The sequence below is a fragment of the Sphingobacterium sp. UBA5639 genome (assembly GCF_002421245.1).
In the GTDB taxonomy this organism is placed as follows: domain Bacteria; phylum Bacteroidota; class Bacteroidia; order Sphingobacteriales; family Sphingobacteriaceae; genus Sphingobacterium; species Sphingobacterium multivorum.
The window spans coordinates 43,916-64,420 of record NZ_DIJR01000035.1 but is presented as its reverse complement, the minus strand read 5'-3'; the positions used below and the strand labels follow the sequence as shown (position 1 = coordinate 64,420).

17 protein-coding genes and 3 tRNA genes are annotated in these 20,505 nt (G+C 41.9%); 13 read left to right on the top strand and 7 right to left on the bottom strand.

Annotated features, from left to right (window positions below; all coding sequences use genetic code 11):
- The first annotated feature begins 122 nt into the window (after positions 1–122).
- The 3 genes from trpB (at position 123) to B4Z90_RS22350 (ending at position 2,720) form a co-directional block, all read left to right on the top strand.
- Positions 123–1,313 (top strand): tryptophan synthase subunit beta, encoded by a 1,191-nt coding sequence (gene trpB / locus B4Z90_RS22360; RefSeq protein ID WP_236560212.1) that lies wholly within the window; start codon positions 123–125, stop codon positions 1,311–1,313.
- Positions 1,314–1,407: 94 nt separating this feature from the next.
- Positions 1,408–1,950 (top strand): L,D-transpeptidase family protein, encoded by a 543-nt coding sequence (locus B4Z90_RS22355; RefSeq protein ID WP_070561146.1) that lies wholly within the window; start codon positions 1,408–1,410, stop codon positions 1,948–1,950.
- 203 nt (positions 1,951–2,153) lie between these two features.
- Positions 2,154–2,720 (top strand): AraC family transcriptional regulator, encoded by a 567-nt coding sequence (locus B4Z90_RS22350; RefSeq protein ID WP_070561147.1) that lies wholly within the window; start codon positions 2,154–2,156, stop codon positions 2,718–2,720.
- 190 nt (positions 2,721–2,910) lie between these two features.
- On the opposite strand, the gene B4Z90_RS22345 is transcribed toward B4Z90_RS22350, so the two are convergent.
- From B4Z90_RS22345 to B4Z90_RS22315, 7 genes are all read right to left on the bottom strand, one after another.
- A complete protein-coding gene (locus B4Z90_RS22345; protein WP_112376349.1) occupies positions 2,911–5,091 on the bottom strand; it encodes a DUF4954 family protein in 2,181 nt (726 codons plus the stop codon).
- A gap of 8 nt (positions 5,092–5,099) precedes the next feature.
- Entirely contained in the window at positions 5,100–6,941 is a 1,842-nt protein-coding gene (gene glmS / locus B4Z90_RS22340) for a glutamine--fructose-6-phosphate transaminase (isomerizing) (protein WP_112376348.1), read from the bottom strand.
- Positions 6,942–7,091: 150 nt separating this feature from the next.
- Positions 7,092–10,274 (bottom strand): efflux RND transporter permease subunit, encoded by a 3,183-nt coding sequence (locus B4Z90_RS22335; RefSeq protein ID WP_145326907.1) that lies wholly within the window; start codon positions 10,272–10,274, stop codon positions 7,092–7,094.
- A gap of 64 nt (positions 10,275–10,338) precedes the next feature.
- A complete protein-coding gene (locus tag B4Z90_RS22330) occupies positions 10,339–11,394 on the bottom strand; it encodes an efflux RND transporter periplasmic adaptor subunit (protein WP_070561150.1) in 1,056 nt (351 codons plus the stop codon).
- Positions 11,395–11,408: 14 nt separating this feature from the next.
- Positions 11,409–12,752, bottom strand: coding sequence for a TolC family protein (locus B4Z90_RS22325; RefSeq protein WP_112376346.1), 1,344 nt, complete (start codon positions 12,750–12,752; stop codon positions 11,409–11,411).
- Positions 12,753–12,780: 28 nt separating this feature from the next.
- Positions 12,781–13,380 (bottom strand): TetR/AcrR family transcriptional regulator, encoded by a 600-nt coding sequence (locus B4Z90_RS22320; protein WP_286803305.1) that lies wholly within the window; start codon positions 13,378–13,380, stop codon positions 12,781–12,783.
- Between the two features lie 254 nt (positions 13,381–13,634).
- Positions 13,635–14,306, bottom strand: coding sequence for an NUDIX hydrolase (locus tag B4Z90_RS22315; RefSeq protein WP_075992906.1), 672 nt, complete (start codon positions 14,304–14,306; stop codon positions 13,635–13,637).
- A 185-nt stretch (positions 14,307–14,491) separates the two neighbouring features.
- On the opposite strand from B4Z90_RS22315, the gene pfkA reads away from it, so the two are divergent.
- From pfkA to arsB, 10 genes are all read left to right on the top strand, one after another.
- Complete coding sequence (pfkA, locus tag B4Z90_RS22310) at positions 14,492–15,469, top strand: 6-phosphofructokinase (protein WP_075994837.1); 978 nt, start codon at positions 14,492–14,494, stop codon at positions 15,467–15,469.
- Positions 15,470–15,486: 17 nt separating this feature from the next.
- On the top strand, positions 15,487–16,338 hold the full coding sequence (locus B4Z90_RS22305) for a hypothetical protein (RefSeq protein ID WP_070561153.1): 852 nt from the start codon (positions 15,487–15,489) through the stop codon (positions 16,336–16,338).
- Between the two features lie 4 nt (positions 16,339–16,342).
- Positions 16,343–17,341, top strand: coding sequence for a type I glyceraldehyde-3-phosphate dehydrogenase (gap, locus tag B4Z90_RS22300; protein ID WP_070561154.1), 999 nt, complete (start codon positions 16,343–16,345; stop codon positions 17,339–17,341).
- 175 nt (positions 17,342–17,516) lie between these two features.
- Positions 17,517–17,592: transfer RNA gene (locus B4Z90_RS22295), tRNA-Phe, on the top strand.
- A gap of 50 nt (positions 17,593–17,642) precedes the next feature.
- Positions 17,643–17,715 (top strand) — tRNA-Gly (locus tag B4Z90_RS22290).
- Between the two features lie 5 nt (positions 17,716–17,720).
- Positions 17,721–17,805: transfer RNA gene (locus tag B4Z90_RS22285), tRNA-Leu, on the top strand.
- A 190-nt stretch (positions 17,806–17,995) separates the two neighbouring features.
- Positions 17,996–18,325, top strand: coding sequence for an ArsR/SmtB family transcription factor (locus B4Z90_RS22280; protein WP_112376344.1), 330 nt, complete (start codon positions 17,996–17,998; stop codon positions 18,323–18,325).
- 39 nt (positions 18,326–18,364) lie between these two features.
- Positions 18,365–18,934, top strand: coding sequence for a DUF6428 family protein (locus tag B4Z90_RS22275; protein WP_201639152.1), 570 nt, complete (start codon positions 18,365–18,367; stop codon positions 18,932–18,934).
- Positions 18,935–18,949: 15 nt separating this feature from the next.
- Positions 18,950–19,369, top strand: coding sequence for an arsenate reductase ArsC (locus B4Z90_RS22270; protein ID WP_201639151.1), 420 nt, complete (start codon positions 18,950–18,952; stop codon positions 19,367–19,369).
- A gap of 22 nt (positions 19,370–19,391) precedes the next feature.
- Positions 19,392–20,465 (top strand): ACR3 family arsenite efflux transporter, encoded by a 1,074-nt coding sequence (arsB, locus tag B4Z90_RS22265; RefSeq protein ID WP_286803304.1) that lies wholly within the window; start codon positions 19,392–19,394, stop codon positions 20,463–20,465.
- Positions 20,466–20,505: the final 40 nt, after the last annotated feature.

Below are 20,505 nucleotides of genomic sequence, written 5' to 3'. Positions count from 1 at the left end.
CAAGATTTTACAGGCATCTTTTCTAGTAAAGATGCCTTGTTTTTTTTCTATACCTGCAAAGATTACTATATTAGGCTTCAATAAATAATATATCTTTTTACAACAAGAAACTTAAGCCTAAAATGAGTCTAACACAAGCTGCATCTGTCGAAGCAAATGAGAAGATGCTTCAATACAATGGTCAATATGGAGAATTTGGCGGATCTTACATCCCACCGGTATTGGAAGAGCAATTGAATAAACTGGCTGCTTTTTTCGATAGTCATGTCCAAAAAGAAGAATTCCAGAAAGAGTTTATTGCGATCTTAAAACATTATGTCGGTCGCCCCTCACCTTTATATTACGCGAAGAATTTAAGCGAACACGTAGGTTCCAAAATCTATTTAAAGCGGGAAGATTTAAACCATACAGGTTCCCACAAGATAAACAACTGTATCGGTCAAATTCTTTTGGCTAAACAAATGGGAGCTACAGAGATCATTGCCGAAACTGGCGCCGGTCAACATGGTGTTGCAACAGCAACAGCAGCAGCATTGTTAAACATCCCCTGTAAAGTATTTATGGGCGAAATCGATGCTGCGCGGCAGGCCCTGAACGTCAAACGCATGGAATTGTTGGGTGCCGAGGTTGTAACGACCAACTTAGGTAGCCGTACATTGAAGGATGCCGTAGACGCGGCCTTGATGTATTACGTCGAAAATCCCACATCCTATTATCTGCTGGGATCGCATGTTGGCCCACATCCCTATCCAAAAATGGTCGGCTATTTTCAAAGCGTTATCGGTAAAGAAGCACGCCAGCAGATCCTTGATCAGGAAGGGCGCCTTCCCGACAGCATCTTTGCCTGTGTGGGTGGCGGGTCAAATGCGATTGGCTTATTTTCGGGTTTTCTCGATGATCATGCCGTCGAAATTCATGGTGGTGAAGGTGGTGGCACCGGGACTTATCCAAAAACAGCAGCGACACTTTCTTTTGGTAAACCAACTGTATTCCAGGGGACATTTTCATACTGTCTGGTCGATGATGAAGGTAATCCGATCCCCTCAACCTCGGTATCTGCAGGCCTTGATTACCCGGGGATATCGCCGCAACATGCCCAGCTAAAAGATAGCAATCGTGCAAACTATCATCCCGTGACTGACACCGAGGCGATTGATGCCTACAAGTTGCTTTCCCGACTGGAAGGTATTATTCCGGCCATTGAATCGTCTCATGCTGTTGCCCTTGCGGTGAAATTGCTCAAAGACAAAAACCAAGTCGCTATTGTGAACCTTTCGGGACGTGGCGACAAGGATGTTGACCGCGAATTCTAGACGGTAACATCAAAATACATGAGTAGACCGAGTGCCGAGCCCTAGGTTATGCACTCGGTCTAAACATTTTATCCATTAGCTAACGATCGCCAAGATGAAACGACCTAGAAAACGTCGAATAGTTTTAAAAACAGTCATCAGCCTCCTCGTCTTACTTTGCCTGGGCCTGATAGGTTATAATCTTTATCCCGAACCAACGTTGGATCGGCATGCGAAAGTGGACAAACTGATTGTCTATAAATCTAAAAGGACACTATTGGCCTATAGCAAGGGAAAGCTCCTAAAATCATACCGTATTTCACTAGGCGGTCAACCTGTGGGCGACAAAGAATTTGAAGGTGATTTAAAAACACCCGAGGGTCTTTATACGATCAACGATAAAAATCCATATAGCGACTATCACAAAAACCTAGGTGTCTCCTATCCGAATGAACAAGATATCGCCCATGCCAAAAGTTTAGGAAAAGATGCCGGTGGCGACATCAAGATCCACGGACTCCGAAACGGACTAGGCTTTATTGGTAAACTGCAACGCCACATGGACTGGACTTTCGGTTGTATGGCACTTACAAACTCGGAGATTGACGAGCTTTTTGACGCTGTTCCAATAGGCACAACTATTGAAATAAAGCCCTAGCGGAAATAAAGCCTTGACTGAAATAAACGCTTAGCATCCGTTCCTTGACACTCATCTGTAGGCGATCTAACCCTTCCGTCCTATTTTTTCCCACAGCCTATTTTCAAAATACTACAAGATAAACCCTAAATATTACAACCCCATGTCTAATAAATTAGCGATTTTTGAGTTTACATGAGTAACTTGTATTTAAAATAATTCTTATGAAACTTGCAATAAAGAATATGGTATGCAATAGGTGCATAATGGTTGTTGAAAATGAACTGGCGAAGCTCAATCTCCATGTTAAGCATATTTCTTTGGGCCAGGTGGAAATTGAAGAAGAACTGACCAAAGCGGAGAGCAAGCAACTTGCTGAAAATTTTTCGGAACTTGGGTTTGAACTTATTGACGATAAAAGAACCGTCATCATCGAACAGGTAAAACATGTGGTGTTGGATCTCATCCGTAATCAACATAACGACACCAGCCTTAATCTTTCCGAAATCATCAGCAAGAAAGTGCACCATGATTACAACTACATCTCCAATCTATTTTCGGATGTTGAAGGGATCACCATCGAAAAATACTTCATCGGCCAGAAAATTGAATATGTCAAAGAGCTATTGGTTTACGATGAACTGACATTAAGTGAGATTGCCTATAAACTCAATTACTCCAGTGTTGCCTATTTAAGTAATCAATTCAAAAAAGTAACCGGATTGACGCCAAGCCACTTTAAACAGATCAAAGACAATAAACGTAAGCCGCTCGATAAAATCAACGAGTAAAGGCGTGGAACGACAAAAGCAAGCTTCATAGCAGCCTCGGCCGCCAGGATTAGAAAACAGACAAAAAACAGAAGCAACTGGTCAAAGAAAAGAAGCAGCAGGCCAAAGAAGAGCAGGTCAAAAAAGCAACTGGTCAACAAAAAGAACAGCAGGTCAAAAAAGAAAAGGCTTCCGAGCGGAAGCCTTTCTTTTAAAATTGCCCTTTCAAATTAGCAACCCTTATCTTGAATATCTCTAATTCTTTTTGTTGTTGATTGATAAAAGAATTGTCCTCCAGTTTTCCGACCACAATATCACGTTCTTCATCATTGGCATAGACCATGTTTTTGAACTGATTTTTGTAGTCTTTGGCCCGGGATTTATAAATCTGTTCACCAATCCAGATCCGGTGCCCAAGCGCCTGATCCAACAAAGATACAATTTTATCTGTTGATAAAACCATACCTTCCAAATTTAAGACTTCGATTAAAGACAAGAGTGCATGTTCACGTTTATCTAGGGGGTAATCTTTACTTTTATCATGATAGAATTCATGAATATCATCCCACGAATCTATCTTTTTTGATTTGATATCATCTAAGAAAGTGTGCAGGGCATTGCTTTCGATCAGCTGTCCACCGATATTCTCCCAGTTCGTACGCGATCGGCCCGTTAAGGAGGCCATAATACCCTGCAGTGACATACCTTCCTCGAGGGCATCCATCAGGTGCAGTACACCATAATACTTAATAAACGAACGATATAAGTGATAAGCCTCGCCAACCTTCTGAATAACAGTCGGTCTGCGTGAATTTTCGGCCCCTTGCAACACGATGGTCTTATCTTTTAGGTCCATGTTGTTGGCAAGCAGTGCCCGACCGGCAACAATACGTTCGCGCTCATCCTTCCCTGCTGCAGTGTGAAGGCTGTCTGCAACGGCCAAGGCCAGCATATCCATCCCTTCAAACATTTCATTCACCGTATCCGGTGCCAACATATCGTATTCAAAATATTGATTTTTGAAATGTCGATTGTCCCGCGCCGCATACTTATTCGCATTTCGTACCAATGCGTACATATTGTACATAAACCAATACCCCGGAATCAGGACCAGTTGATCATGTTGTACGTCATTGCTTACTAAGGTGAAAGGTAGCTTAATATCCAGTTCATGCAGAAAATCCCCTTTTACAATCAGGCAATACGATGCAAATCTGGAGTTGTGTTTTAGACTGACACAGAGTCCGGGCCAAAAACCACGTCCCGCGATAATTTCACCATCCGCAGCTCTGGAGTTGTGATTCGATCCTACAGTTGCTCCAGCAGCCATATTGCTTTGGCCCATCACCAATGCCGCACATAAAAACGAGTTGTTATGGTGCTGTTCATGGGCTGGAAAAATCAGGGAATTTAATACTTCACAACAGGAAATTGTCGAGTTGTCACCCAAATAAGAGTTGATCAAGCGCGCACCATATTTCAATTGCGAATAGGAAGCCAAGATAAAACGTACGGCTTTAACGCCATAAAATATACGACAGCCATAGCCAATAATTCCATTAACAAGCTCACAGCCTTCACCGATCTGCGTATACGATTCCTGCGAGGAATTGACGGTTACATTTTTCAGCTTGCTGACCCCTTTGATATAAACATCAGTCCCGATCTTGACATTCTTGATCGTTAACGTATTTTTGATGACACAACGGTCGCCAATTTGGCTGTAATAGCCGCGTTGACTTCCAAATTTTTGATCCGTCAGTTCTCCAAATCGCTGCTGTAAAGCATGATCATGCCGATTGCGGGTCCAAAGGTATACATCTGCAGCCTGCATGCCATCAAATGGGTAAACCGAGCGGGCACCATTTTCGTTGCAGAGCTCCAGCTCGATCCGTTTCTCCGACTCTTCACCGTCACGGAGGATGCCATTACCAAACTTGGCTGTACTACCGGTCTCCATTTCCTTGATCTGGCTCAACAGCACTTCATTGCCAACAATAAAGTAGGACAAGTAGCCCACATAATGAACAGCAACATCGTCACCAAAGTCCGAGCTGATGATCGTCGAATGGTACAGGCCAATGGGCAGCTGCAAATTGCGGTAATCCAGGTAACTCGGACTCAAATTGCCGATACGGACCAGACCATAGAACTTACAGTGCTGCACCTGATTCGGATCGAAGACTGCCGATACTTTGACCTTGGTCCAGTCGCTTGACCAGTTACCGTTATGAATCAACTGTTGAATCTCCGTTTCCGTCAGATCGCGGTAGTCATTACGCGGGTTTTGCTGAAAGCGCAGGGTATATTCATCTTGTCCTGCTGGAATAAATTCATCTGGGATAAATCCATAGCCCAGCTGTTCCAAAGGTTTTTTCTTCAATACACTCATAGGCCTCCTTACTCTACAGTTACCGACTTCGCCAGGTTACGTGGTTTGTCCACATCCAATCCGAGTTCTACACCAATATAATACGATAGCAGTTGCAATGGTACAACCGAAATCAATGGCGCAATAATCTCATCTGCCTCCGGAATTTCCATAAAATCATCCGATAGATTTTCAGAAACGGTATCGCCCTTGGTAACCACCGATATGATCTTTCCCTTACGTGCTTTGATCTCCTGAATATTTGAAACAATCTTCTCGTGATAAGCATCTTTTGTAGCGATAAAAACAACAGGCAAGTTCTCATCAACCAATGCGATCGGTCCATGTTTCATCTCTGCTGCAGGGTAACCTTCGGCATGGATATAGGAAATTTCCTTGAGTTTAAGCGCACCTTCCAGGGCAACCGGGAAATTATATCCCCTACCCAAGAAAAGAAAGTCGCGGGCATCTTTGTACTTTTTGGCAATGGTTTTAATTTTATCAACCTGCGTATCCAAAATCCACTCCACCTTTTCAGGCACTTCATTTAATTCCTTTGCGAGTTTTTGATAACGCTCTTCACTGATGGAGCCTCTTAAAGAAGCAATCTTTAAGGCAATCAGGTTCAATACAGTCAACTGTGCTGTAAATGCTTTCGTACTTGCTACGCCGATTTCTGGTCCAGCATGGGTATAGGCACCTGCATCCGAAAGTCGGGCGATAGAAGATCCAACAACATTGACCACACCCAATATAATAGCACCCTGTTTTTTTGCATTTTCCAACGCAACTAATGTATCAGCCGTTTCACCACTTTGGGAAATCGCCAGGATCACATCTCCCGGATGAATAACCGGATTACGGTAGCGGAATTCCGACGCATATTCAACTTCTACATTTATGCGGCACAATTCCTCAATAACATATTCTGCAATAAGCCCGGCATGCCAGCTGGTACCGCAGGCAACAATTACAATGCGATTGGTGTTGCTGATCTCACTGGCAAATTTTTCAATGCCGCTCAGTGTAATCTGATGGGATTGCAGATCCAAACGTCCACGCATCGAGTCAAAGATCGTTTGCGGTTGCTCAAAGATCTCTTTCAACATAAAGTGATCAAAGCCCCCTTTTTCAATAGCTGACAGTTCCAGATCCAATTTTTGGACATAAGGTGTGATGCGCTCATTACCCAGATTTTTAAGGATCAGCTCCTCTGGTGTGATAATGGCCAGTTCATAGTCATTGATGTAAACAACTTCTTTGGTATACGCTAACATCGGGGAAGCATCTGAACCCAAAAAATGCTCATTTTTACCGATACCAATTACCAAAGGACTTCCCTTACGTGCTGCAATAATACGATCCGGATGACCTGCTTCCAATACGAGGATTACATAGGCCCCGACGACCCGTTTCAAAGCAATACGGATCGCTTCTTCTAACGAGCATTCATTCTGCGATTGGATTTCTTCGATAAAGTTGACCAGAACCTCTGTATCAGTATCACTTTTAAACGTATAACCTTTATTTATTAATTCTGATTTTAAGGAAGCATAGTTTTCAATGATGCCATTATGAATCATCGCGATGCGTCCGCTATTGGAATAATGCGGATGTGCATTCCGATCAGAAGGTTCACCATGGGTAGCCCAACGGGTGTGGCCTATCCCTGTGGTCGACTGTAGATCTTTTCCGTACACAAACTCTTCCAAGTTTGCGACTTTACCTGTTTTTTTGTAAACATCGATCTGCTCACCTTTATGCAATGCCACTCCAGCACTGTCATAACCACGGTATTCTAACTTTTGTAATCCGTCAATGACGATACCATACGCCTGACGATAACCTGTGTATCCTACAATTCCACACATGTATGTCTCAATTTTAAGTGTATATTTTGTTAATGCGCCGCAATGTAATAAAAAATATTTACGCAATCGATTGATTAACCTAAAATTAACACAAAAAAGGCGGCTAATGTTTTATTAGCCGCCTTTTTCTATTGTAAAATGTATTATTTTTTAATGTTCTGCCACGTCGACATGGTCATAATCTTCCTTCATCAAGGCTTCATAATTTGTCTTTTCTTTCTTTCCAAAACGACGTTGAAGACTGTCAAATATGGAGTACACCACCGGTACAACAACCAAGGTTAAAAATAAAGAAGATAACAAACCACCAATGATAACGATCGCCAGACCTCTATTCATATCGGCACCGTCTCCAGTAGCGATTGCGATAGGAATCATACCAAATACCATGGCAATTGTCGTCATCAAAATCGGACGAAGACGCGCGTGATTGGCTGCCACCAACGCATCGTGTGTATTATCGCCAGCTTCCTTACGATGGTTGGCAAAGTCAACCAGCATGATCGCATTTTTGGCCACCAGACCAATTAACATGATGATACCCAAAATCGTAAATATATTCAAGGTCTGATTTCCCAGCGCCAAGAACAATAGGGCTCCGATAAACGACAATGGAATCGAGAACAAGACCACAAATGGTGTGATAAAACTATCGTATAAAGCAACCATTACCAAGTATACTAGGATAATAGATGCCAATAAGGCAATACCCAAAGTACCAAAACCTTCGGTTTGGTTTTCCATATTACCACCCCAGATAAAGACGATACCCGGTTTACGCGGCAGTTTTTCAAACTGTGCCTGCCACTCTTGTGCTACGGTACCCATTGGTCTACCGATTGCCTGTCCCTGAATGGATACTGCCGGCGACTTGTCGCGACGTTCCAACAACGTAGGTCCCGAACCAAAAGTTACATTGGCAAATTGATCCAAAGAAATAGAGGCACCCTGATTATTGATAAATTTCAGATCACGTACGTTGTCGATATTGGCACGACCATTTTCCGCATAGCGGATATTGATATCGTACTCGTTATCACCCGCTCTGTATTTGTTATCCGTATTTCCTGAAAATGCCGTCTGCATTGTCATCCCCACAGTAGAGACATTCAGTCCCAAAGAGGTCATTTTATCACGGTCGATCTTCACATTGATCTCAGGGTTACCCGCTTCAGAAGTCAATTTGACACCCGCAGCCCCAGGAATCTTACGTAATTGATCTGCCGCCTTCTCTGCAAATTCCTGTGCATCTTCGACAGAAGCACCGATAATGGTCAGCTTCAATGGTGCCTGCTCCGCTCCCATGATACCCACGTTGACGGTTTTGATTTTTGCACCGATCAGTTTATTTTCCAGTTCACGCTTCAGCGTCGCTGAATACACCTGTGAGTTACCCTCAAAATTTTCCTTGTCGAGGATCACGTGGATCTCCGATTTATAACGCGAACCCGTTGTTGAAGCCATACCGTCCGAAGACTGCCCCACTGTCGTAATAATTTCTTTGACATCAGGTTTCGATTTAATGTAAGCCTCCGCTTTTTGCGTCAACAAGTTGGTCTTCTCCAGGGAAGCATCTTTATCGAGTTCCAACTGGATGAAAAACTCCTTACGGTCGATACTCGGGAAGAAGTCCGAACCAATATACCCCATACCGACCAAAAAAAACGATGCAACAAGTAAACCGATTGCCAAAAACAACGTAGCCAATTTCGTACCGACGTTCTTTAAAGCCCAGGTCAACAATCCCGCAACCCAATGTGTAAAGCTGTTCAAACCGCTTTCAAAACCATGAATAATACGACCAAAGAAAGAAGTTTTGCTCAAGTGCTCCAATTTACCGAAACGCGAGTATAACCAAGGCACTACCGTAAATGACACCAATAAGGATAATAAAGTCGAGATGATTACCGTCACACAGAATTGTGCCAGGATATTGGCCACCAAACCCGTAGACATCGCGATCGGCAGGAACACTACCACGATAACCAAGGTGATCGCCGTTACGGTAAATCCGATTTCCGAAGCACCATCATAGGCCGCACGCACCTTGTTTTTACCCATCTCCATGTGGCGGTGAATATTCTCGATAACAACGATCGCGTCATCCACAAGAATACCTACTACCAGGGATAAACCGAGTAAAGACATCAAGTTTAAGGTATAGCCCATCAAAAGCAAGCCAATAAAGGTAGCGATCAAAGATAATGGAATCGCCACCATGGTAATCGCCGCATTACGTAAACTTTGTAAGAAGAACAACATGATAAAGCCCACCAATGCAATGGCAATCATTAAGTCATGGATCACGTTATCGGCTGCATTCAAGGTAAATTCTGAAGAGTCATTGGCAACCAGAATTTTAATATTCTGTGCAGCATAATCCTTCTCTACACCAGAAATTACTTTTCCGTCTTTATCGTGTACCGCAATGGTTTTCTTGACAGCTTCGGACACCGCTACCGCATTTGCATCAGACTGTTTAAAGACCTGCAATAAGATTGTATTCTGACGGTCCAGGCGGGCTACTTTTTCAATCTCTTTAATACCATCCCGCACATCGGCGATATCGCGCAGATAAATCTGCACCCCTGCCGGCGTTGTGATCGGGAGGTTACGCAGCTCCTCGATTGAAGTTACTTTACCCGAAAGACGGATGGTTGTCCGGTTATCACGAGTACTGACGTTACCTGTCGGGAAATCGAGATTGGATGATGCTACAATTTGCTGTACCTGCGAAATTGTCAGTCCATAACCTTCAATTTTCTTCGGGTCTACAGAGATCTGGATTTCACGTTCCTCACCTCCGATCAGGTCCACTTTGGCAACACCATTGATCCGCGCAAAGACCGGCTGGATTTTATTGTCCAAAAGATCGTAGAGTTCTTTTTCCGATAAGTTGGACGTGACGGCCAAACTCATTATGGCCACATCATCCAGGGAGAATTTGGAGAGTGAAGGTGTCTTTACATCATCCGGCAGATCGTTGATCACGGCATTGATTTTCCGTTGAGCATCCGTAAGCAGGAAGTTGACATCCGCACCGTTGTTGAGGGTAATCATGACAATCGATACCCCTTCAAGGGAAGTCGACTCCACCTTTTTGATACTTTCCAAGGATGAAATGGCATCCTCTATTTTTTTGGTCACCGAACTCTCCACCTCTGCAGGTGAAGCTCCCGGATAGACCGTCTGTACCGTAATGACGTTAATTTCAAATTTAGGGACCAATTCATAGCCCAATCGCGTATAAGAAAACAACCCGCCTAATGTCAGTATTATAAATAATACGATAATTATACTGGGGCGTTTTATCGATATTTCGGTAATTTTCATTCGAATAATTTATTTTTAATAGCTATGCAACCGAGGTTCCATCTGCTACCGATTACAGTATGCTCTATTTAATAATCTCTACAGGGCTTTGGTCAAATAGATTGATCTGACCCGAAACAATCACTTGATCCCCATTTTGCAAACCACCTAAGATCTCGATGTAATCACCAAAGTTTCTACCTGATTTGACGTTTGTTTCGATGGCTTTACCGTTTTTCAGCACAAAGATCTTGTTGTCGCTCACACTACCCACAAAGGCATTACGAGGTACGATCAACGTATTGCTAGCAACACCTTCACCGAAGATGGCTGTACCGTACATACCAGCACGCAATTGGTTCGATGCATTATTTACCTCGATTTCCACCGGGAAGTTTAAGCTACCATCCGATTTAGGCGCAATAAAAGTTACTTTACCTATAAAGCGTTGGTCTGCATATACACTCGCTGTCACATCAACAGATTGACCGATCCTTAAGGTAGCCACATTCTTTTCGTCTACATTGACACGCAATTTCAAGGTGGCGACATTGACAATATCGAAGGCTGCAGCGCCCACATTTAGGTAAGTGCCCGGTTCGATTTTACGTGCATTGACGATACCCGATACCGAAGTTTTGATGGTCACATCGCCAGCATTCAATTTAGACGCTTTTAAGTTATTTTTCGCATTCTCAAATTGCAATTTCACCTGGTCTAACTGTTGTTTGGTTACACCACCTGTAGAGAAGGCACTTTCAAAGCGATGCAGATCGGCCTGCGCATTGGTAAATGCAGCCTGCGCATTCGCTACGTTCACATTCAGTTTATCGCCCTCGATGATCGCCAAAGTCTGTCCGGCGCTCACATGAGAACCTTCATCAACCAATACTTTCACCACTCTACCTGCAGTCTCAGCTGAAACAGTTACTTCTTGTTTCGGAGAAAATGTTCCGTTAGCCGTATAACGTAAGTCCATGGAAGATACTTTTGCCGTATCGATACGCACTGCAATAGCCACATTTTTCTTTGCTACCTCTGCAGTTTCGGCCTCATTTTTCTTTTTATTTTTATTTAACACAAAAAATATTCCTGCTAGACCAGCAGCAATAATAAGTAAGGTAATAATTCCGCGTTTCATATTGTATTAGTCAATTATTCTTTAATTAGTGATTTAAGATTTCCATTCGCTTTGATCAGCTGCACTTCAGCAATTTTATAATCGAGCAAAGAGGTATTTAAATTATTCTGGGCATCTGCATAGGCATTTTCCGCATCCAAAAGATCGGTCAATGTTGCCAGACCATTTTTGTAATTGTTGTTAGTATCTTCCAGCACTGATTTTGCCAAATCCACGTTCTTACGGTTTGACTCAATTGTTAACAAAGAATTTTTAATCTGAACCTTGGAGTTTTCTGCTGCCAGATTCAGTGCCAATTTTGTATCCGCGATATCAACCTGCAACTTATCGATATCGATCTGTGCCTGACGAACTTTAGAACGTGTGAGGAAACCATTGAAAATAGGAACCGTCAAATTAAGACCAATTCCTGAAAATCCCGACCAATTTACACCTTCAGCTTTCGAAAAGATTGGGAAAACAGGTCCCAAACCCTGACGACCGTAATTCGCAGTCAAAGATAAAGTGGGGTAGTATTTGGATGCTTCAGCTTTTTTGTTCAACTCTAGTAATTCATTTTGTTTAGTGAGCACCTGGATCTCCGTTCTACTGGACACATCAAGCGGGTCATATATGGCATCCAGAGCAACTGTTTCAAACGTTGACGCCGGCATAACAATCTGCTCCGACATCTGCATACCAATGACAAATTTTAGTGCATTCTCTTTTAATTCAACGGCATTAATCAGCTGCTGGCGAGAAGCTTTCAAATTTGTAACGGCTACATTTGTACGGTCAAGGTCAATTTTCTTCGCTAACCCATTCTTAAAAAGTCCTTCGATGACATCCCTAGTTTTGGTGGTACTTTCCAAGTTATTGTCAACCGTTTTTAACTGCAATTTGGATTGATAAACATCATAATAACTATTGGCCACCTTTTCGATCAATTGCTCATCGGTCAATGTTTTGTTGATCACATAAAATTCGCGTGTCGTCTTGGCAGCTTTCAGTCCAGTAAATACAGTTTGATTAAATAGCTGTTGGTTTAAGCTTATCGAATTTGTCGATTGCCATTTTTGTCCAAAAGCAGCCATTACTGTGGTTCCCGGTTGGCCCACAAGCTCTCCTGGTAAAGCGACCTTTTGAATCATTGGATTGTAAGTGATACCACCGTTAAAATTGACCTGTGGTAATGCACCCGATTTAACTTCCGCAATTTTATGTTCGGCATTTACGACATCGAGACCTGCCTTTTTCGCATCAGCCTTGTTCTGCAAAGCAAATTTAATCGCATCACTTAAGCTCAATTGTTGCTGTGCATGACTCTGGAAAACCATCGTACCTAATAAAAGGCTGGCTAGTATTCTGATTGTTTTCATTCCTAATTTATTTATCCTAATTTTATATCTACTTTTTATTTATACCATTAAAAAAAAGCTTGGTAGCCAGCTTTTGCTTTTGCAGCACTTCATCAAAACGATCCTGATTTGGAATTCCTGAAATGATATCGGAGATATTGCACATCAGGGATAAACTCTTCATCAATTCCACATAGATTTCGGCCGTTTCATAGAGATGCTCCCCATCGATTTCACCTTTTTCGGCACCGATCTCAAGGATCTCAAACAAGGCTTTCACATCACGGTCGTGTAGGCACTGGAAAAAATCCTGAATGGAAAGTCCCTTGATCCATTCCAGATTTTCATTCATGTGCAACATATAGTATTTCCGGACAAATGCATCGCGCAGTTCCAAAATTTTAATGATCAGCTCGTAGGTGGTGCCCACATGCACAGCCACCATCTTCTCCTCCTCTTCCCTATATTCATCCGTCAAACGCACAATCACATCCCTTATAAGTGCATTCTTTTCCGAATAATAGTAATACAAATTCGCTTTGGTAATTTTTATATCCTCCGCAATTTCATTCATCGTAGTCTTACTAAAACCGTAATGCATAAAGCGTCTTATCGCCGCATGAATGATTTGATCTTTTCTATCTTCCATTCTTCAAAAAACTCCTTTCTACTTTCTGACTTTTATCAAAAATTGTTCAAAAATATAAAAAGTAACATGTTGGACAAAATAAATTTTGAAATTGTAATAATTTTGATATTAACCTGACAACAAAACCTTCATGACTTCGCAGACACCAGCAGCAATGAAAGCAAACTGAAGGTTCTTTCTGGCCAATAAGATCAGACACTTTCAAAAAAAAAGGCAAACTCGAAAGTTTGCCTTTTATTATACGAACAGATCTATTAGAATGCGACCGTGTTCTGAAAATGTTTTAAAAACTTTCGTTTATCCAATTTATAGAGCCTTGCTGCACGATAGGCTACTCCAGTCTGCACTTCGTCGAGCTCTTTTAGAAAGCCATAATTCTGCATTTTCTTTCTAAAATTGCGTTTATCGAGTGGTTTATTCAAAATTCCCTCATACACCAGCTGTAGCTGGGTGAGTGTAAATTTTTCAGGCAGCAGCTCGAAAGCAATCGGCTTATAGGCGAGGCGGCGCTGCAACCGCTCCAGACAGAGGTCCAAAATCTGCTTATGGTCAAAGGCCAGTTCAGGTACATTCCGAACGGGGAACCATTTTGCCTGCTTCATATAGTTTGTAACAGGTTTGGTTTTCAATTTGGTATTATCCAGCTGCACGAGGGCGTAATACGCCACCGTCAGAATACGTCCCTTTGGATGCCGTTTTAATCCGGCAAAGGAATGCAGCTGATCCATAAATACATCTTTCAAACCTGTATTCTCATACAAAATTCGTTTTACGGCATCTTCCATCTCTTCGTCATTATCCACGAAAAAACCTGGCAATGCCCACCAATCCTTAAAAGGATATTCATTTCTTTCGGCCAAAAGAACTTTTAATTCTCCTTCGTGAAAGCCTAATATGACACAGTCAACGGTAAAATTACTATACAAAACTTCTAAATTTATTTATGTGCAATATACTGAGCTAAATTTAGCGGTTACTAATCATCGGGTTATCTGTAACAATTATACGCTTCCTAAACGTGATGCGCAAAAAAATATTGAAAAATTTATTCAAAGTGTAGAATATACACTATAAAAATCTTATATTCGTAAAACCTAAAATATAGCGTGTGATAAAAGAAATTAAAAAAATAGGTGTATTGACGTCGGGAGGTGATGCTCCTGGCATGAATGCCTGTATTCGTGCTGTCGTTCGAACAGCATTACATAAAGGATTGCAAGTAACGGGTATTTATCAAGGATACCAAGGTTTGATCGACGCAAATTTCATTGAAATGGATACGCGTTCGGTCAGCAATATTATACAACGTGGTGGTACAATATTAAAAACCGCGCGTTGCATGGAGTTTAAGACGCCTGAAGGCCGTCGAAAAGGCTATGACAATCTAATCGCTGCCGGTGTAGATGCCTTGGTGGTCATTGGTGGTGACGGTACCTTTACAGGTGCTAACTTCTTCTCCAAAGAATTTGAAATACCTATTATAGGTATTCCGGGTACGATAGACAACGACCTTTACGGTTCTGATTATACTATCGGCTACGATACAGCCAACAATACTGTCATCGAAGCGATTGATAAAATCAGAGATACTGCGGCGTCACATGAACGTCTTTTCTTTGTTGAAGTGATGGGCCGTGATTCAGGCTGTATCGCCTTAAATGCCGGTATTGCTGGCGGAGCCGAAGCCATTTTACTTCCAGAGAAAGAAACGGCCATTGACGATCTAATCCGTCATTTAGAAGACGGTGCCATTAAGAAGAAATCGTCATCTATAGTTATTGTTGCAGAGGGCGACCAAAATGGTGGTGCTTATTATGTCGCAAAAAAAGTAAAAGAAAAGTTTGATCATTACGACACGAAAGTTAGTATATTAGGGCATTTGCAACGGGGTGGTTCTCCGACGAGTTTCGACCGCGTGCTTGCGAGTAGATTGGGCTTTGCTGCGGTCAATGAATTATTGGCCGGAAACACACGAGTTACTGTTGGGCTTCGTGGTAATGAAATCAAGACAACTCCAATTGAAGAAGCAATCAGCAATAAGGAAATTAAACTTAGCCCTGATTTATTGGAAATGGCTGAGATTTTATAATCGTAATTTGAACAGACATGATAGCAGTAGTATATAGTGGATCTCGATTTTCAGACTGGCGGTTGGCCGACAAGGGGCGGATCACTACGGGGTTCCGCATGAACGGGATCAATCCTTATCTTCAGGATGAGCGCTCCATACTACAGCATTTGCATAAAAACACCAATTTGATCAACAATGCCGAAAAAATCAGACGGATCTATTTTTTCGGAGCGGGATCTTCCTCGAAGGAACGTAAAGATAAAATAAAAAACGTCCTCGAACGTTTTTTCGTCAATGCGCGCGTACGGGTTGATCATGATGTCATTGCTTCGGCAATTTCCACTTTCGGCGACGAAAGAGGAATTATTGGCATCATTGGCAGTGGATCAAATGCAGCTTACTATACAGGGAAAAAAATCATTGACAACAATTATGGTCTAGGTTATATTCTGGCCGATGAGGGGGCGACAAACTGGAATAGCCAGCAGCTGCTCAAACATTACATGACGGATACCTTACCTGTTGATCTGCGGGACAAACTGGAAAGAGAATTTAACATCGATAAGAAAACCATTTTGGAAAGGGTGTATATTTCCCCACAACCGACAAATTTTCTGAATTCATTTACAGACTTTGTCCTCGAAAATAAAGATCATCTATTCATTAGTCAATTGGTTAAAAATGGGCTTCGTACGTTTATAAAAACCTACATCAAGCCCTTAATGAAAGAATATCCGGACAGTGACGTAAACTTTACGGGTTCAGTAGCGTTTAATTATGAGCACTTGCTTCGGGAAGTTGCCACAGACGAATTTAATATCAGTATTGGTAATGTTGTAAAAGAACCGATACATAATTTAATTAAATATTATATCAATAAAAATTAAGAATATGAAAATTGGAATTAACGGATTTGGACGTATTGGTCGTTTAGCATTTAGAGCGGCTATCAATCGTCCAGAAATTGAAATTGTTGGTATCAATGACTTAGTTGAACCAGATTATATGGCTTATATGTTGAAATATGATTCAACACATGGCAAATTTGACGGTTCTGTAGAAGTAAAAGACGGTAACTTGGTTGTTAACGGAAAAACTATCCGTGTTACAGCTGAGAAAGATCCGGCAAACTTAAAATGGAATGAAGTAGGTGCTGAAGTAATCATCGAATCTACAGGTTTCTTCTTGACGCAAGAGTTGGCTCAAAAACACATCGATGCAGGTGCTAAAAAAGTGGTGATGTCTGCTCCAGCGAAAGACGACACCCCTACTTTCGTCATGGGTGTAAACCACAAAGAATTGAAAGCCGATCAACACATCGTTTCAAACGCTTCATGTACAACAAACTGTTTAGCGCCTATCGCTAAAGTATTAAACGATAAATTTGGTATCGTTGAAGGTTTGATGACAACAGTACACGCGGTTACAGCAACACAAAAAACTGTAGACGGTCCTTCAGTAAAAGACTGGAGAGGTGGTCGTGGTGCATACCAAAACATCATCCCTTCATCTACAGGTGCTGCTAAAGCAGTAGGTTTGGTTCTTCCAGAATTGAAAGGTAAATTGACCGGTATGTCATTACGCGTTCCTACAGCAGACGTTTCAGTTGTTGACTTAACAGTACGTTTGAACAAAGGTGCTTCATACGAAGAAATCAAAACTGCAATGAAAGAAGCTTCTGAAGGCGAATTGAAAGGTATCTTAGGTTATACTGAAGACGAAGTTGTTTCTTCAGATTTCTTAGGTGATGCACGTACATCAATCTTCGATGCAAAAGCAGGAATTTCATTGAATGATAACTTCGTTAAAGTTGTCTCTTGGTATGACAACGAATGGGGATATTCAAACAAAATCGTTGACTTGGTATTAGAAGTTGGTAAATTGTCTTAATCAACTCGACCAATATCCTATAGAGGGGCTATTCTACACGAATAGCCCCTTATTTTTTTTCCTTAAAAATCAGCAGGTTGGCGTTTAAACGCAAAAAAAAGCGCTTTTAGCTTTCGTAATTCAAATAATCCGTCTATATTTGCATCATCAATAAGGCAGACAGCTCAATTGAAAAGGTGCCATAGCTCAGTTGGTAGAGCAAAGGACTGAAAATCCTTGTGTCGCTGGTTCGAATCCAGCTGGCACCACCAAAAGGGAAGAACGCAAGGTTCTGACAGATTGAAAGAATAATAATTCCAATGCGAAAATAGCTCAGCTGGTAGAGCACAACCTTGCCAAGGTTGGGGTCGCGAGTTCGAATCTCGTTTTTCGCTCACCTGCCTAGGTGGTGGAACTGGTAGACACGCAGGACTTAAAATCCTGTTCCCGTTAAGGGAGTGCGGGTTCGATTCCCGCCCTAGGTACAAAAAGAGACGCCGAGTATCGGTTGTCTCTTTTTTTTTACACCAATATAACCCTTTGCTCCAAAAGTTGATATTAGGCCATTTCGAGTTCGATTTGAGCGCAATACTTCGATTAATATCATCGTAGCATAATTTTTATGTTTACAATTTGGGATTTTAGAAAAATTAATCGTAATATTGCAATAATATTATGGGACTTACTAAGACAGAAATATTCACAGAAGAGCAGAATCAGCTCGCCACAATGCTCAAAGCGTTGGGCCATCCTGCCCGTATTGCGATCCTTCAATCCATCATCCATGCAAATTCGTGTATCTGTGGTGATCTGGTTGAGGAACTAGGATTGGCACAGCCAACAATTTCCCAGCACCTTAAAGAATTGAAGAATGCGGGTATTATCCAGGGCACCATTGAGGGTGTACGGGTATGCTATTGCATTGAACCGAAAGCCTGGAAATTATTGAAAACAAACCTGGCAGCTTTCTTTGACTCTTATAAAGAGAACACAAACTGTTGCTAAAAAAATTTACATCAATTAATCGTTAAATTGCAATATAGCATGAACAACTCCGAATTTATCAACTGGGAAACGTTTAAAACGCAGCTCCAGCAAAACCCGAATCAAATTTTACAATTTGAATATGCAGCAGGTAAATGGGTAGATCCCTCCTACCATATCACAGAAATCAAACAGGCTCCGATCATATCCGTCGATTGTGGTGGCGTAATGAACTCCTGGACTGAAATCATTGTCCAACTATGGGAACCAAGGGAAACAGAAGAAGGCCGTGCAATGCAAGCAAGTAAAGCGATGTCTATCGTGGATATCGTTGAAAAGAAATTACCGCTTAATCCCAATGCTATTGTAAAAATTGAATTTGGCAACTCGCAGTTCGATACACGCCAAATGTATCCGGGTAATTTTACCGTATCCGGACAAGATTTAATCGTTAACCTTACTCCAGATTATACCCAGTGCAAAGCCATTAACCGCGGGGGAAGCTGTGGCACCACTTCAGATGGAGAAGAATGCTGCGCACCCGTTGCTAAAGCCGAACCTGTAAAGCTGGAAATGGTTAATCTGGCTGCTGATGGCCCCGTTTGTAAACCTGGTGGCGGCTGCTGCTAATCAAGACATTAAAAAATGGAAAAAATATTGGTACTCTGCACCGGCAACAGTTGCCGCAGCCAAATTGCAGAAGGATTTTTAAGACATTTCGCAGGTAGCCGAGCCGAGGTTTATAGCGCCGGCATAGAAACGCATGGCGTTAACCCTAAAGCCATTCAGGTTATGGCTGAAGCCGACATTGATATCTCATCCCACACCTCTAATCATGTCAATGAGTATGCGGCAATAGACTTTGACCATGTAATTACGGTCTGTGATAATGCCAAAGAGAGTTGTCCATATTTTCCTTCAAGGGCTAAAAAGCTACATTACAATTTCCCAGACCCGGCAAAAGCCACCGGAACGGAGGAAGAAGTTATGAATGAATTCAGAAGGGTACGTGATCTTATCAAAACATACAGTGCTGAATTTGTAGCGGAAAATCTCGATAAATAAACATACCCACTAACAAAAAAATATGTCAGCCAACAACTGCGCCCCAGCACATGAAAGGAAAAAATTGAGTTTCCTCGACCGATACCTTACCTTATGGATTTTCCTGGCGATGGCAGTCGGAGTATCTATTGGATTCCTTTTCCCGTCTTCGTCTGATTTTATCAATTCTTTCTCAAGCGGTATCACCAATATTCCACTTGCCATTGGCCTGATCCTGATGATGTATCCACCACTTGCCAAAGTGAAATATGAAAATATGGGCAACGTATTTAAGGACACAAAGATACTGGGGGCTTCCCTGCTCCTGAACTGGATCATAGGGCCTATTTTAATGTTTATCCTGGCTATTGTATTTCTTCGGGACTACCCCGAATATATGATCGGCCTTATTCTTATCGGGCTAGCTCGCTGCATTGCAATGGTCGTTGTATGGAATGAGCTGGCAGAAGGAAACCGCGAATACGCTGCTGGACTTATCGCCCTCAATAGCATTTTTCAGGTTGTATTGTACAGCGTCTACGCTTATATCTTTATCACTGTTCTGCCTCCAGTATTTGGCATGAAAGGTCTTGATGTTAATATTTCGATCGGTCAGATTGCGGAAAGTGTCGGAATTTATTTGGGTATTCCCTTTGCAATGGGCATAATCAGCCGTTATAGCCTGATTAAGTTAAAAGGAGAAGAATGGTTCCAAAGCAAATTTGTACCCATGATCTCTCCCATCACCTTAATCGCGTTATTATTTACAATTGTAGTCATGTTCAGCCTGAAAGGTGAACTGATCGTTCAGATTCCTATGGACGTTGTCAGAATTGGGGGTCCTTTTGTGATCTATTTTGCCATTATGTTCCTGGTGAGCTTTTTTATCGGTAAACGAATGGGCGCAGATTATTCCAAAAATGCAGCCATTTCCTTTACAGCTTCTGGTAATAATTTTGAGTTGGCTATTGCTGTTGCTATTGGCGTCTTCGGCATCAACAGTGGCCAGGCATTTGCCGGTGTTATCGGTCCACTCGTGGAAGTGCCCGCATTGATTGCCTTGGTCAATGTAGCTTTTTGGTTAAGAAAGAAATATTATAAAGGCCAGGTGATATAGCCCAAGAAAATTATTTATTGCCGGAAAATTGATAAATTAG